Raw genomic sequence first — 14,845 nt, 5'->3', positions numbered from 1 at the left:
CGGCCCGGGATGGGCGCTCATGAAGGAAGACCGGCCCGGTGCCTGAAAATGGGAACCGCGTTTTTTCGCTAGAAGCGCCAGCCGGCGCCCGCGGAGACGTGCGCCGCGGGGAGCAGGGCGGGCTGTTCCGTGCTCGGCAGGTAGCGCAGGAGGAACTGCGCCTGGAGGAGCGCGAAGGCCTGACCGGGCAGTGGCACCTCCACGCCCGCGACCGGGCCCAGGCCCAGGCCCAGTGCCCGGCGGGGCGGTAGTGGCTCGACGCCGAAGGTGTCCCCGATCTCCTCCTCCCGCTGGCGCCGCAGTCGCTGCTCCAGGCCGGTGAGCTCCACTCCCATACCCACGTAGGGCACCAGCGCCCATTCCAACCAGCGGTAGCCGGCGGTCACCCCAGCGCTCAGGGCGCGCTCTCGCACCTCGAGCTCCACGGCCGGGTAGCCCGCCTGATTGAAGCTGACGACGCCCAAGGCCCACCAGGAGCCCCAGCTATGACGGTAGCCGAGCCCCGCGGAGAGGCGTGTCCCCGTGCCTCGCACCGGTGCGCTCTCCAGCCGCGCGAACCCCAGCAGCGCCGAGCCGCGCAACTCCACGTGGCCGCCCTTGAGCGCCACCTCCGTGTAGGGGCGCCACTTCAACTCCTCCTCGCGCACCTGGCGCTCACCGCCGTAGGGCAATTCCAACTCGAGCAGGCCGGTGCTGGCGCCCGCGCGCTTGCGCAAGAGGTAGCGGCCTGGTGGCACCGCCAGGCGCAAGGGGCGCCCCGGTGCCTTCTCCACCTCGGCCACCACGTCCGGCCGAGGCTGGCTCGCCACCACATAGCGGCCAGCGAGCGCCGCGGGGAAGATGAGCGCGCTGCGGGCCGCCTGGGGTTCGGTGAGGATGAGCTCCCCGGTGCCCGACAGCTCCCACGCATAGGCCGGGTGCTGACCCGCTCCAGCGGCTCCCGCGACCGTGCGTCGGTAGGCGTAGGCGTACGCCTCGGCGAGCGACACCCGCCCGTCATCCTCCACGTCCGCGTCCCCGCGCAGGCCCGTGAGCAGGTGATGGGTGAAGAGCGAGCCCTTGAGCGAGTCCCACTCCTCGGAGCTCTCCCCCGGGCCGCTGGAGGAGATGACCACCTGGCCGTGCAGCGGAATCTGCTCGAGCGACACCGAGAACTCCGGGCCCGCTCTACCTCCCTTGCGCCGTGCCAGGGTGCCGCTCTCGCACGCGTCTACGAGGAGCACGCTGAGCCGTGCACCCGCCTGGTTCGCGCTGTCTCTCAGCTCGGCGAGCGGCAGGTGGCTCCCTCTCAGGTGCAGCACGCCGCCCTTCGCGTGGGCCGAGACGTACACGATGAGCACTGCGTCGTCTCCCGCGGCGCGCAGCTCGGCGATGCGGCCGGTGACCTCGGCCAGTCGCTGGCGCACCACGGAGGCGGGTTGATCCACCACCAGATAAGAACGATCGGCGCGCACCCCGCCCAGCTCGACGAAGAGCTGCCTCACGCGTCCGGCGTCATCATCCGCGAAGCGGAGCACGGCGTCGTCGGGATCCCCCACGTTGGCGCCGATGGCCACCAACAGGCGGACGGTGGCCGCGGCGGCTCGCAAGGGACAGAGGAGCAGCGGCAGCGCCGCGAGAAGGAACCAGAGCGGGCGGGGTGGAATCATGGGCGCTTCTGGAGACGGAGCGTACTCACACTGCAATCGGGACACGAGAGGGTGAGCTCGGCGCGTCCTGCCTGCGTGCGCAGGGCTTCGAGCAGGGGCGCGGCTTGTAGCGGGCGGGGCGAGAAGACGGCGAGGAGCCATTCCGGGCCGGGCGCGTCGTCGAGCACCACGCTTCCTGGAAGGAAGTCGCGCTGCCCGGCTGGCAGGGGCGCGGAGGTGGCCGAGCCATAGGGATAGAAGACGCTCGCGGCCCCTCTCCCGTCCAGCTCGAGCACGAGCAGGTGTCCGGCCTCCTTCGCCTCGTAGGAGAAGCGCAGCGCATCACCCGACTGAACCTGTGCGTCGGGGCCCAGCAGCTCGGGGGCGCCCCCAGCGCGTGAGGCCGCCACACGGAACTCGCCGCCCTTGATACGCACGCCCTCCTCTTGTTCCAGTCGCGGAACGAGCACCAGCAGGGCCAGCAACGGGACACAGGCGCCGAGCACGGGGAGCAGCCAGCGCAAGCCTCGCCGCGGTTGGGAGGCGGCGCGCCGCTCCAGCTGGCGCAGGAAGAGCTCGGGGGGACGTGCGCGGACGAAGGCTTCGCGAGCGGTGGTGAGCGCCTCGAGCTGGCCACGGCAGTCGGCGCAGCCCTCCACGTGGGTACGCGTGGCCTCGGGGGCGGCCTCGCCAGCGCTCATCGCCTCGAGCTGGGCGGCTGGCGGACAGTGGGGACCGCGAGGAGAGGGGGGGAGGGGAGTGGGGCTCATCGTGTCTCCTTGAGGCCGGCGCGCGCCTGCCAGAGCTGACGGATGCGATCCTCGAACTGTTGGAGCTTCTTGCCGATGGTGCGGCGCGAATAGCCGGTCTGCGTGGCGACCTCCTCCTGGGTGTAGCCGTCCAGGAAGTGCAGCACCCCAATGGTGCGCGTCTTTCCATCGAGTTGGCGCAGCGCCAAGCCGAGCATCGCCCGGCGGTCTGCGTCCTCTGGTGAGCCTTCTCCTCGTTGCTCCAGGGCCGCCAGTTGTGACTCCTCCGCGGGCGGCTCCCGGCTGCTGCGTTCCATCAGATCGAAGCAGCAGCGCTGGGCGATGGTGTAGAGCCAGGCCAGCGTGGCGCCCCCCTCACGAGGTGCGCCATAGCGCTTCGCCCTCAGGAAGGTCTCCTGGAGCGCGTCCTCTGCATCCTCGGGGCGGCGCACCAGCTGCAGACAGCGGCGGTGCACGAGGTATCCGTATTGCGCGTACAGCTGGGCCAGCCAGGCGTCATCCATGGCATGGCCCTCCGCTGACGTGGTGTTGTGGGGTTGTCAGGCTCAGGGCGCTCTCCTCTCAAGGAGAGACTGGTCGAGGCCCGGAAAATGGGAACCAAGAAAATGACGTGAAGTGGGCGCTTCACCCGCGCATAGGGAGAGGGCTTCCTTGCGGCCAGGGGGGAGGGTGCCCACCTTTCCTCCAATGGGCCGGTGTGTATCTGCATGGGCGGTGACGCTCGTGGTGGTGCTCCGGGTGCTCCCGGCCAGTGCGGAGCCCCTCGAGCTACACCAGAGGATGGTTCCGCCCACGGAGCTACCCGATCGCCCCGCGTTCGAGGAGCTCCTCTGGTACTTCGCGGATCCGGGGCGGGCCTTGCAGGGGGGCTTCACCGTGCCGTCCCTCTCGCTTGCCGTGCGCGCGCGGGCTTGGGCATTCGTTCCGCCCGGAACGCGCGAGCAGCGGGAAGCCCGGGACGCCTTCTCCCTCGCGACGCAGGATGTCACCCTGTCGGAAATCCCCGCGGGAGGCCGTCTCGCCAGCTTCCTGGAGCTCGGTCCCGAGGGCGAACGGTTCCGGGTGCGTGACCTCGGCCATTGGCTCAGTGGGCCCCAGAGCCCCATTCAGGCAGCCGTGCGACCCTGGCTCGAACGCCTGCCTGGACAGGAGACGACCGCGGTGATTGCCGCGGGCGTGGCGGGGCTCGGGCTGGCCTACCAGTTCGGCACCGCGCATGCCCAATCCCTGGGACTGACGCCCGAGGTCAGGGGCACCTTGCTCCAGGGACGCCTCCACGCGTCCGTGCGGTTGCAGACGGAGCCCCACTTCAAGAATGCACGCGCGGACGTGGGGGCGCGCCTGCTCCTGCCGGAGTCGCTGCGGCTGCCGCAGATCGGCGGTCGGCTTGAACAGCTTGAGGTAGGAGGCTCGGCCGCGCGCGGTCCCGAGGGGCTCCTGCTCGATTCGCGGTGGGCCACGCTACGGGGCCGGCTGTCCTGGCTCGAGCTGGCCCTGGGGGTTCACTCCAACTCCGCCGACCCGTACATCTGGACGGATCTCGAGACGTGCGTGCGGCGCGAGCGCTTCGACCTGCGCGCCGTGTTCAGCCGCCAGTGGATGACCATGCGGACCTACACCACGGCCACGGCCACGCTGCGGACGGGTCCGGTGCTGTCCGGGCTATTCCTCGGGATGCAAGGGACCCTGAGGCGCACGTTCGGTCTGGTGAGCATGGGCTCGTTCTAACCACCGGTTCTCCCAGACCAGCTCTTCCAGCGGTCGGCGCGAGTCCCAGCCCTCCAGCTCCAGCATCGGCCGCTCATAGAAGGCCTCGACATGGCCGAGGCACAGGATGGCGATCGGCTCGCTGCCTTCCGGCGCCCTCAACACCTCCGCCAGCCGGGCGGGGTCGAACAGCGAGACCCACCCCATGCCAATCCCCTCGGCCCTCGCGGCGAGCCAGAGGTTCTGGATGGCGCAGCTCGCAGAGGCGAGGTCCATGTTCGGCATGGTGCGTCGGCCGAAGACATAGCGTTCACGTTGGTCCGTCAGCGCGACGACCCAGAGCTCGGGGCACTCCTTGATGCCCTCCACCTTGAGGCGCATGAACTCCCCGCCACGTGGGCCCAGCGCTTCGGCGGTACGGAGGCGCTCCTGTTCAACCAGGTCTGCGATGTCGTTCCGGAGTGCCCCATCGGTAATGCGAATGAAGCGCCACGGCTGCATGAAGCCCACGCTCGGCCCGAGATGCGCCGCATGGAGCAGCCGCGTGATGATCTCCGGCTCAATGGGCTCGGGCCGAAAGTGGCGCATGTCGCGGCGCTCACTGATCGCACGGTAGACAGCTTCTCGTTCCGCGGGAGAAAAGCGGTGGTTCGTCATGGGTCGTCGGGCCTTTGCCAAGGCATCTGCCGGGGCGCTCCATAGTACATTCCGCGCTTCACCCACAGTCGGAGTGCATGAATGACGAATCGTTCACCCTTCCTGCTCGTTCTTCCGCTCGTGGTCTGCGCCTGCGCGACGACGGCTCCCCGTTTCCCGTCGGGAGCGGTCGTCGACATGACCTATCCGTTCGACGAGCAGACCATCTACTGGCCCACGGAGGCGGGCTTTCAGCTCAAGAAAGAGGCCTATGGGCACACGCCCCAGGGTTACTTCTATGCCGCCAACAGCTTCTCCTCGGCCGAGCACGGCGGAACGCACTTCGACGCGCCCATCCACTTCGCGGAAGGGCACCCCTCGGTCGACCAGATTCCGCTCGAGAAGCTGATGGGAGAGGCCGTCCTCATCGACGTGACGCGGCAGTGCGCGGCGAACCCGGACTATCAGGTCACCCAGGAGGACTTCGCCGCCTGGGAGAAGGAGCACGGGCGGATTCCGGACGGAGCCATCGTCCTGTTGAGGACCGGCTATGGCGCGCGGTGGCCCGATCGCAAGAGCTACCTGGGCACGGAAGAGCGCGGCGCGGAGGCGGTCGCGAAGCTCCACTTTCCGGGGCTCCACCCCGAGACCGCCCGGTGGTTGGTCGGCAACCGCTCCATCAAGGCCATCGGCCTGGATACGGCGAGCATTGACTACGGCCAGTCCACGCTCTTCGAGAGCCACCAGGTGCTCTTCGCGCACGACATCCCGGCGTTCGAGAACGTGGCCAACCTGGACCGTCTGCCCGCCAAGGGCTTCGCCGTCATCGCGTTCCCGATGAAGATCAAGGGCGGCAGCGGAGGGCCGCTACGGATCGCCGCCGTCCTGGGCCAGGGCTCCTGATCCACGCTCACGAGGAATCGCCCGGTCCTCTGCTCGCCGTGCCTCCGGCCCTTTGAGCGCCCAGGGTGCGGCTCGCTCCCTGACGGAGTGTTGTGCACCGGGCTTGTTGCACTGGGAGTGTCTCCCAAGCTTCTCCGGACGAACGACCCGCGTCGTCTTCCAGACAGGCACAAGAGGAGACACTGCCCATGACAGAGAAATCTCAAGAGCCGTTTGCCCCCACGCCACGAGGTCCGGTTCCGAAAAAGGGAGCCGCTCGTAAGGGAATTCTCGACGAACCCTCGGGCGCGAAGGGCAAGCGAGCAGTGAGCCGGAAGGAAAAGCATGAGGCCAGCGCCCCACGGGAGTCGGCTCCTTCCTCCTCGAAAATCAATGTCGGCGCCGTGGAGCGAGTGGCCTCCACGGTGCTCGGCGGAACACTCCTGACGCTCGGCGTCGGGCGTCGCTCCCTGGGTGGAGCAGCGCGGGCAGCACGGACGATCCTCGGGGGAGGGCTCCTCTACCGGGGCGTCCGCGGGTACTGCCATCTGTACCAGGCGCTCGGCATCAACACCGCGAAGGATCGCGGGCAGGGCGAAGCCGGAGTGGTGGCCGGTCCCATCGAGCTGCAGCGCTCCATCACCATCGGCAAGCCCGCGGACGAGCTCTACCGCGCGTGGCGCGAGGCGCGGAACCTGTCGCAGATCCTGGGTCACTTCGCCGAAGTCACCGCCGTGGGTTCGGATCGCCAGCATTGGAAGGTGAGTGGTCCTGTTGGGAAGGGCCTCGAGTGGGACTCGCGGATCGTGGATGAGCGCCCCGGCGAGCTCCTGAGTTGGGAGTCGCTCCCAGGTGCGGATCTTCCCAACGATGGCTCGGTGATCTTTCGGCCCGCCCCGGGTGAATGGGGCACCGTGGTGACGCTCCACTTCCGCTTCAACCCGCCGGGCGGTGTGATCGGCGAGGCCGCCGTGAAGCTCCTGGGCATCGTGCCCGACACGCTCGCATTCACGACGCTCCGGCGATTCAAGAGCCTCGTCGAGACCGGCGAGATTCCGACGACCGCGAAAAACACCTCCGGCCGCGCGAGCGCCCACACCCACTGAGGAGAACACATCAATGCGAGCACTCTGCTGGAATGGGATCAACGACCTGCGCGTGGAGACGGTTCCCGATCCGGAGATCGTCAATCCGCATGACGTCATCCTGCGCGTGACGATGTCCACGACCTGCGGCTCCGACCTGCACTTCATCGATGGGTACCTCCCGACGATGCGCGAGGGGGACATCATCGGCCATGAGTTCATGGGCGAGGTCGTCGAAGTGGGCCGTGAGGTGAAGAAGGTGAAGAAGGGTGACCGTGTGGTCGTCCCGTCCTTCATCTGCTGTGGCAACTGCTGGTACTGCCAGCACGACCTCTGGTCGCTGTGTGACAACACCAACCCGAAGGCGGAGCTCCAGGAGCCGGCATTTGGATATCCGACCGCCGGTATCTACGGCTACACGCATGCCTTTGGCGGCTACGCGGGAGCGCACGCGCAGTACGTCCGGGTGCCGCATGCCGACAATGATTGCTTCCTTGTCCCCGAGGGGGCGACGGATGAGCAGATCATCTTCCTGTCGGATGCCGTTCCCACCGGCTACATGGGCGCTGACTTCTGCAACATCCATCCCGGGGACACCGTCGCTGTCTGGGGTTGCGGTGGTGTGGGCTTGATGGCGATGAAGAGCGCTTTCCTCCTGGGCGCCGAGCGGGTGATTGGAATTGACCGCTTCCCCGAGCGGCTGAAGATGGCGCGGGAGAAGGTGGGCGCGGAGACCATCAACTACGCCGAGGTCGACAGCGTTCTGGAGCTGCTGAAGGAACTGACGGGTGGGCGCGGTCCGGATGCGTGCATCGACGCGGTGGGCATGGAGGCCCACGGGACCGGGGCCGAGTACGCCTATGATCGCGCGAAGCAGGCGCTTCACCTGCACTCGGACCGCGGCGAGGCGCTCCGCCAGGCGATCCGCGCGTGTCGCAAGGGCGGAACCCTGTCCATCCTGGGTGTCTACGGGGTGATGGACAAGTTCCCCATCGGCGTCATCATGAACAAGGGACTCACCGTCCGCACCGCGCAGCAGCACGGACAGAAGTACCTGCCGCGCCTCCTGGAGCACGTGAAGCGGGGTGAGCTGGATCCCTCGTTCCTCGTGACGCACCGGTTCTCGCTCGAGGAGGCGCCGCGCGGCTACGAGATGTTCAAGAAGAAGGAGGACGGGTGCGTTCGGGCAGTGTTCCTGCCCTCCTGATGACCCACGCCCCTAGGGCGTGAAGAGACTCTATTGGGGCTTCTTCACGCCCAGCACTTTCGCCCGAAGAGGGTGTCGTCGTACCTGACGGCACCCGGTGGGCAGGCCTCCTCGAGCGGCTCATCGATGTGGCGCAGTCACTGCGGGCGGACAGACTGCCCGATGAGGTAGGTGATGGTCATTCCCCCCGCGCGCTGGACTCCGCTTTTCCAGCGGTACCCATCACCGCCGAGCCCCGTTGTCAGCCGCTCGAGGTCCGCGGGTGCATAGGTCCGCAGCGACGACACCACGCCATCCCACAGGATGAGCAGGGGGATGATGGGCACCAGATAGGTGAGGACCAGGCGCCACCCGTGCTGCGGACGGATGAGCGGGGTGAAGCCCCACACGAGGGGGATGACGAGCAGGAACTGGCCGAGGAGGTACGGCAGCGAGCGCTGGGTGATCTCGAAAGCGGCGAAGGGAACCCCGCGTGCGGCGGCGTCCGCGAAGAGGGCGCGGGCTTTCTCCGGAGGGAAGTGGTGCAGCCCTTCGAAGAGAGTCCGCACCCCCGTCAGCTCCTCGGGGATGCGAGTGGCGTCGACCGGGGTGTCGCGGTAGTGCGCGCCGGGAGGCAGATCCTGCCTCGGGACGGGATGGAGGTCGGTGAGCACCACCCCGGCCCCGCCGTGCACCGCCTGCAGCGCCGGGAGCAGGGTGCGCCACGGGCCCCCCGCGCCGGAGCAGAGGTCGACGACCTGGTCCGTGCCCGCCGTGCGGAGCAGCTCCGCCAGTTGCGGCGCCACGCCGTCATAGGGCCGCATGCGGTCGAGCACGATGCGCAGGTAGTCGACCACGCCACGGCGCAACGGTGCGGGCAGCCACGACTGGTCGAGGAACTCGAAGAGTTGGAGGCGGGGGAGCAGGGGCATTGAGAAGAGGATAAATCCCGATCGAGACTCAAATCCTCTGAATTCTAAGCGGGTGTGCCTCATTCAAGGAGCCAGGACACCGTGTCTCCATGCGCGCCAACAGGCGGTGAAGAGAGCGCTCGCGGCCAGAGCCGAGACCGAGCGCAGCTCTACAGGCTCATGATGAGCTCCTGTCAGGTCGCGCCTCGCCCCCGGCGACTGCCGTCCGTCAGGTGACGCTCCACGAGCCCGAGAATGGCTCTGGACTGATACCCCCGTGCCAGTTGGCTGACCTTGGTGGCGAACGGACCATACTGCTCACCGCGCTCCGTGAGCTGCGTCGCCCAGTGGAGGATGTCCCGCATGTTGCCGGCCAGGGCGAGTTGGTGAAGCAATGCCAGCTGATCCTGGGGTGGGGGAGTCAGCTGTTGGGCGGTGTCTTCCTGCGCGGCGGGTTGTTCCCGGGGTGGCTCGTAGGTCCAGCTCAATCCCAGGCAGGCGCCCATTTCCTTCAGCAGCACCCCGTCATGGATGGGCTTGGCGATGAACGCGTTAGCGCCGGCCGCCAGACTCCTGTCCCGATCTTCCTGGGCGGCACTGGCGGAGACGGCGAGGATTGGCACTTCCCGCCCATGCGGCAACTGGCGAATCCGGTGCGTGGCCTCCAGGCCGTCCATCACGGGCATCATGGTGTCCATCAAGATCAGGTCCGGTTGGTGGATTCGCGCCTTGTCCAATCCCTCGCGGCCGTTCTCCGCCTCGGTCATCTCGAAGCCGAGCCGGCCCAGCAGTTCGACCACCATCGCCCGGTTCTCAGCGACGTCGTCCACCACGAGGACCTTCTTGCGCGGCCCCTGGTAGCCAGCCACGACGCCATCCAGCGGTGGCGGGGCAGTCTCAACCTTCACCACAGGCAGCTCCAGCTCGAACCAGAAGGTGCTGCCCTGGCCGACCCGGCTCTCGACCTGGATATCCGCGCCCATCATCCGCACGAACTGCCGGCTGATGGCCAACCCCAGGCCGGTTCCCCCCTGCCGACGCCGTGCCTCGCCCACCTGTTCGAACGGCTGGAACAGGATGCCCAGCTGGTCCTCGCTGATGCCGATGCCTGTATCCTGCACCTCAAAGCGTATCCGGTCGGGAGGCGCAAAGCGCACGCTCAGCCGGACCTGGCCGCTATCGGTGAACTTGACCGCATTGGACAACAGGTTGAGCAACACCTGGCGCAAGCGCTTTTCGTCGGCTCGCACCCAGGCTGGCAGGTCCGGTGCCATGTCGCAGCTGAAGTCCAATCCCTTCTGCGCCGCCCTGACGCTGATCATCTCGGTGATGGTGCGCAGGAAGCGGGCGAGCTGGAGGTCCGTGACGTAGAGCTCCAACTTGCCCGCTTCAATCTTGGCGAAATCCAGGATGTCGTTGATCAGCGTCAGCAGATGCTCGCCGCTTTGCTGGATCACGTTCACACCCGCGAGCTCCCGTTCACCCAGCCTCTTGTCCCGGCGCAGGATCTGCGCGTAGCCCAGAATGCCGTTTAGCGGGGTGCGCAATTCGTGGCTCATGTGGGCCAGAAACGTGCTCTTGGCGCGGTTGGCCGTTTCGGCCGCGTCCTTCGCGCGCCGCGCCTCGGCGAAGACCGTTTCCAGGTGGCCGATGGTCTCGGCCAGGCGCTGCGTCATGATGTTGATGCTGATGGCGAGCACGCCGATCTCGTCGCTCGATTCAACCGTGGCGCGCGCGGACAGATTGCCGGCTGCCACCTGTTCCGCCACGCCGGTCAGCCGGTGCACCGGACCGACGATGTTGCGCCGGAACAGGAAGGCCATGGCGAAGCTGAAGATGACAGCCACCAGCCCACCCGCCACGGTTTGCAGGCGCGCCTTGGCGAGGCTGCTGCGTGCCCGCGCGAGATCGGTCTGCAACTGGGCCTGCTGATGCTCGGTCACCTTCCCCAGCAGGCCGAGCAGGATATCCGCCTGCGGTGTGACCTGGGTGCGGTACAGGTACAGGTCCTCGTACGCGTGTTCGCCGTTGAGGATGCTGACGAGCTGCAGCGCCAGCTCCGAGAATCCGGCCCGATCCCGCGCGATGTCATCGAGTGTGGCCCGCTGCTCGGCGGACAGCAGGTGGCGCTTACTGGACAGCTCATTCCAGATGGTCGCGTTGGTCGCCAGCTGGGGCCCGTAGGCCAGCTTGAAATTGAGCTCCCCGGAGGCGCCGTAGGCCATCAGGTTGGTCGCCATCGCATCGAACGAGGTCTGGAAGCCCAGCATGTCCGCCAGCAGCTCGCGGCTCTGTGGCGAGGCGCCGCGTGTCTTCTGGAGGTCGATCAAGGTGTCGATCTGCTCCAGGATCTGGATCCGCAGCGCTTGGATGTCGACCCGGGCGAGCCGTAGCGCGGGCCGGTTCTTGAGTGGGTTGTCATGCAGCTCGAACAGGTGCTGTGGCAGCTTGACCCAGCGCGCATAGGTCTCGGTCAGTTCGGCCACCCACCTGGCCTCTTCGTCGGGCCAGTTGACGGACATCGCCTGCAGCGAAGACAGACTGTCCTCGAAGGACTTTCTCGCCAGGTGGTATTGCTCGATGTCCAGCGGATCGGACAACACCAGATAGCCGCGCACGTGCAGTTGCATCCGCAACAGGCTGGCCTGAGCCTGCGCGGATGCCAGCGACGCTGGTCCGCGCACGCCCTCGGTGATGTTGATGTCTTCGGTGGCGCTGCGCCCAGCAACGAAGCCCAGCGCCACGACCAGCAGCGTGACAGCGGCCAGCGTGCCGAAGCCGAGCGTGAGCTTGCGTCCGATGCCCAGGGGCTTCAAGCGGTCACAACCCCAGCGATGCCCGGTAGGCACGACGCTGACGCTCGCGCCCGAGCCGGAGGGTGATTTCCTCGAAGTCGACGGCGGCCGCCTTCAAGGCCGCTTCCGGGCTCAACTGGCCGCTCTCGGCTTCCGCCAGGTGAACATCGAGCGCTTGCCAATAGCTGTAAGCACCGGGAATGCGCAGATAGGGCAACTGCAGCGGGTTGCCGAAATTGTCAGAATAGGCCCGCAGGTAGTCGCGGATGTCCGCCTCGTCCCAGCCCGCCTTCAGGTAGGTGTCGAGCTTCCCGCTGCCGTCGGGCGGCAGGAAGTGGAAGCGGCGGCCCGGATCAATGCCATCCCAGCCGCGCGCCGCGTACACCTGGGACTTCTCCTTGCTCGCCATGAGCGCCAGCAGGTAGTAGGCCGCCTCCGGCGCCTTCGAGTACTTCGAAATCACGCCAGCCCACGAGCCGCCGGTGGTATTGCCCACCAGGTTGGGCTGTCCGGTCTTCACCCACTTGCGTTGCGCGATGTTGTAGTAGCCGTGGGTGCCCGGAATGGGAGCGGCGCCGATCCTGCCCTTGACCTTGCTGCCCTCCTGCTGCGCCAGCGCGCCCAGATCGCCCCAGGTGAAGGTGAGCGCGGCTCGCCCCTCCAGGAAGTAGTCCCAGCTTTGCCCGTGGTCCCAGGTCAGCATCTCCCTGGGCCCGAACCGGACCAGCTCGACCAGTAGCTCGAGTGCCCGCACATGGCCGGGGCCATCAATCAGCGGCTTCATGGTCTTCGGATCGAACCAGTACAGCTTGGGATTGTCCGGTCCGATCACGAACGGCGCCGATAACAACATGAAGTGGAACAAGCCCTGTGCACCGGGTTTCAGGAACATCGTCAGGCCGCTGTCGGACACGCTATCGCCGTTGAGATCGCGGCCGTTGAAGTACTCGGCCACATCCCGGAACTGCTCCCAGGTCTTCGGTACGGCCAGCGCATAGCCGAACTTCTGCTTGAAGGCGGCCTGGTGCCGTGGGTCCTCGAGCAGGTCGCGACGGTAGTACATGACCTGCCCGTCATGGTCGTTGGCGACCATGTACTTCTTGCCGCCGTAGAAGAGCAGGCTGCGCGGACCTGGCAGCACCTCGTCGATGTCCCACTTTGGAAAGCGCGGGTCGTTGTAATACTTGTCGTAGGCAAGGATGTAATCGCCAGCCACCAGTTCGCCCAGCCACCAGGCGCCGGCGATCGATGCGTCGTATTTGCCAGCGCCATTGAGCACGTCGGAATAGAAATTGTCGAAATGCTCGCTGAACGGAACCTGGACAACCGTGAGGGTGGCACCAGTGGCGGCCTCGAACTCGTCCTTCAACTCCGGAATGGCCCAGGCGATAGGCCCGATGGACACGATCACCGTCACGTGCTGGCCGGCGAACGGGCAATGACCGGGTTTGCACGCGGGTGCCACCCGAGGAGGGGGGAGGTTGCCTGTCTTGACCACCGTGACCGCCGTCCCCCCGGGTTTCGAGCTCCCGGCCAGCGATGCCGGAGCAACCAGGAGCGCCAGGAGGATGCCGAGGCCTGCCTTTGAGAGTTTCATGCGCATCCTCACATTTCCCACTAAAGCCCCAGCGATACCCGGTAGGCACGACGCTGACGCTCGCGCCCGAGCCGGAGGGTGATTTCCTCGAAGTCGACGGCGGCAGCCTTCAAAGCTGCTTCCGGACTCAGCTGGCCGCTCTCGGCCTCCGCCAGGTGAACATCGAGCGCCTGCCAATAGCTGTAGGCACCGGGAATGCGCAGATAGGGCAACTGCAGCGGGTTGCCGAAATTGTCAGAATAGGCTCGCAGGTAGTCGCGGATGTCCGGCTCATCCCAGTCCGCCTTCAGGTACGTGTCGAGCCGCCCGCTACCGTCGGGCGGCAGGAAGTGGAAGCGACGGCCCGGATCAATGCCATCCCAGCCGCGCGCCGCGTACACCTGGGACTTGTCCTTGCTCGCCATGAGCGCCAGCAGGTAGTAGGCCGCCTCCGGCGCCTTCGAGTACTTCGAAATCACGCCGGCCCACGAGCCGCCGGTGGTATTGCCCACCAGGTTGGGCTGTCCGGTCTTCACCCACTTGCGTTGCGCGATGTTGTAGTAGCCGTGGGTGCCCGGAATGGGAGCGGCGCCGATCTTGCCCTTGACCTTGCTGCCCTCCTGCTGCGCCAGCGCGCCCAGATCGCCCCAGGTGAAGGTGAGCGCGGTGCGCCCCGCCAGGAAGTAGTCCCAGCTCTTCCCCAGATCCCAGGTCAGCATCTCCCTGGGCCCGAACCGGACCAGCTCGACCAGTAGCTCGAGCGCCCGTACATGGCCGGGGCCATCAATCAGCGGCTTCATGGTCTTCGGATCGAACCAGTACAGCTTGGGATTGTCCGGTCCGATCACGAACGGCGCCGACAACGACATGAAGTTGAACATGCCCTGTGCACCGGGCTTCAACGCGATTGCCAGGCCGTTATCGGACACGCCATCGCCGTTGAGATCGCGGCCGTTGAAGTACTCGGCCACATCCCGGAACTGCTCCCAGGTCTTCGGTACGGCCAGCGCATAGCCGAACTTCTGCTTGAAGGCGGCCTGGTGCCGGGGGTCCTCGAGCAGGTCGCGACGGTAGTACATGACCTGCCCGTCATGGTCGTTGGCGACCATGTACTTCTTGCCGCCGTAGAAGAGCAGGCTGCGCGGGCCTGGCAGCACCTCGTCGATGTCCCACTTTGGAAACCGCGGGTCGTTGTAATACTTGTCGTAGGTGATGATGAAGTCCTGCGCCACCAGTTCGCCCAACCACCAGGCACCGGCGATTGCCGCGTCGTACTTGCCGGTGTGATTGGTCATGTCGGAAATCAAATTGGCGAACAGTTCCTCGTGCGGCATGTAGATGATGTTGAGCCTGGCACCTGTGGCGGCCTCGAATTCATCCTTCAATTCCAGTACTGGCCTTCCAATCAGACGGCTGTTGACCACCAGCACCGTCACGCTCTGGCCAGCGAATGGGCAATTGCCGGGCTTGCACGGTTGCACCACTCGGGGCGGAACGATATCGCCCATCTTGACCACGGACGCGTCCGTCGGACCGGTCTGATTTGATTGTTCCTGGTCCGCACCCCACGCGGACAACGCGAGCAACGTGAGCAGTCCACCCAGCCACCTCATCTTGCGGCTCATGTCACGCTTCCTCTCGAGGATGGGCGAGCGGAGGTTGAGCGCAC

At 66.7% G+C, this 14,845-nt stretch carries 12 protein-coding genes; 4 read left to right on the top strand and 8 right to left on the bottom strand.

The window, feature by feature from the left end:
• Positions 1-68 precede the first annotated feature (68 nt).
• Genes F0U60_RS28395 through F0U60_RS28385 form a run of 3 tightly spaced genes read right to left on the bottom strand, consistent with a single transcriptional unit; the run spans position 69 to position 2,901 of the window.
• A complete protein-coding gene (locus tag F0U60_RS28395) occupies positions 69-1,649 on the bottom strand; it encodes a hypothetical protein (protein ID WP_395804161.1) in 1,581 nt (526 codons plus the stop codon).
• Positions 1,646-2,398 (bottom strand): DUF4384 domain-containing protein, encoded by a 753-nt coding sequence (locus F0U60_RS28390; RefSeq protein ID WP_395804159.1) that lies wholly within the window; start codon positions 2,396-2,398, stop codon positions 1,646-1,648. The genes F0U60_RS28395 and F0U60_RS28390 overlap by 4 nt, the downstream gene beginning before the upstream one ends.
• The gene (locus F0U60_RS28385; RefSeq protein ID WP_395804157.1) at positions 2,395-2,901 is read right to left on the bottom strand and encodes an RNA polymerase sigma factor; all 507 of its coding nucleotides are present in this window, start codon (positions 2,899-2,901) and stop codon (positions 2,395-2,397) included. Before F0U60_RS28385 ends, F0U60_RS28390 begins: the two co-directional genes overlap by 4 nt.
• Positions 2,902-3,067: 166 nt before the next feature.
• On the opposite strand from F0U60_RS28385, the gene F0U60_RS28380 reads away from it, so the two are divergent.
• Complete coding sequence (locus tag F0U60_RS28380) at positions 3,068-4,126, top strand: hypothetical protein (protein ID WP_395804155.1); 1,059 nt, start codon at positions 3,068-3,070, stop codon at positions 4,124-4,126.
• Here the strand turns inward: F0U60_RS28380 and bluB are convergent.
• Positions 4,061-4,762, bottom strand: a complete 702-nt coding sequence (bluB, locus tag F0U60_RS28375; protein ID WP_395804153.1) for a 5,6-dimethylbenzimidazole synthase — start codon at positions 4,760-4,762, stop codon at positions 4,061-4,063. The two genes, F0U60_RS28380 and bluB, sit on opposite strands and share 66 nt — an antisense overlap.
• 81 nt (positions 4,763-4,843) lie before the next feature.
• On the opposite strand from bluB, the gene F0U60_RS28370 reads away from it, so the two are divergent.
• From F0U60_RS28370 to F0U60_RS28360, 3 genes are all read left to right on the top strand, one after another.
• On the top strand, positions 4,844-5,644 hold the full coding sequence (locus F0U60_RS28370) for a cyclase family protein (protein WP_395804151.1): 801 nt from the start codon (positions 4,844-4,846) through the stop codon (positions 5,642-5,644).
• Positions 5,645-5,949: 305 nt separating this feature from the next.
• Positions 5,950-6,729: a YgaP-like transmembrane domain gene (locus F0U60_RS28365; protein ID WP_395804149.1), complete on the top strand. Its 780-nt coding sequence runs from the start codon at positions 5,950-5,952 to the stop codon at positions 6,727-6,729.
• A gap of 13 nt (positions 6,730-6,742) precedes the next feature.
• Entirely contained in the window at positions 6,743-7,915 is a 1,173-nt protein-coding gene (locus tag F0U60_RS28360) for a zinc-dependent alcohol dehydrogenase (RefSeq protein ID WP_395804147.1), read from the top strand.
• Positions 7,916-8,052: 137 nt separating this feature from the next.
• Here the strand turns inward: F0U60_RS28360 and F0U60_RS28355 are convergent, their stop codons facing one another.
• The 4 genes from F0U60_RS28355 to F0U60_RS28340 all read right to left on the bottom strand — a co-directional run bounded on the left by F0U60_RS28355 (position 8,053) and on the right by F0U60_RS28340 (position 14,801).
• Positions 8,053-8,826: a hypothetical protein gene (locus F0U60_RS28355; protein WP_395804145.1), complete on the bottom strand. Its 774-nt coding sequence runs from the start codon at positions 8,824-8,826 to the stop codon at positions 8,053-8,055.
• Positions 8,827-8,999: 173 nt separating this feature from the next.
• Positions 9,000-11,621 carry an ATP-binding protein gene (locus tag F0U60_RS28350; RefSeq protein ID WP_395804143.1) on the bottom strand — a complete coding sequence of 874 codons (2,622 nt, stop codon included), beginning with the start codon at positions 11,619-11,621 and terminating at the stop codon, positions 9,000-9,002.
• A 4-nt stretch (positions 11,622-11,625) separates the two neighbouring features.
• Positions 11,626-13,197: an ABC transporter substrate-binding protein gene (locus tag F0U60_RS28345; RefSeq protein WP_395804141.1), complete on the bottom strand. Its 1,572-nt coding sequence runs from the start codon at positions 13,195-13,197 to the stop codon at positions 11,626-11,628.
• Positions 13,198-13,217: 20 nt separating this feature from the next.
• Complete coding sequence (locus F0U60_RS28340) at positions 13,218-14,801, bottom strand: ABC transporter substrate-binding protein (RefSeq protein ID WP_395804139.1); 1,584 nt, start codon at positions 14,799-14,801, stop codon at positions 13,218-13,220.
• Between the last annotated feature and the right edge of the window lie 44 nt (positions 14,802-14,845).

Source organism: Archangium minus, from assembly GCF_044360475.1.
Taxonomy (GTDB): Bacteria; Myxococcota; Myxococcia; order Myxococcales; family Myxococcaceae; genus Archangium; species Archangium minus.
This window is presented reverse-complemented; position numbering and strand designations above follow the sequence as displayed.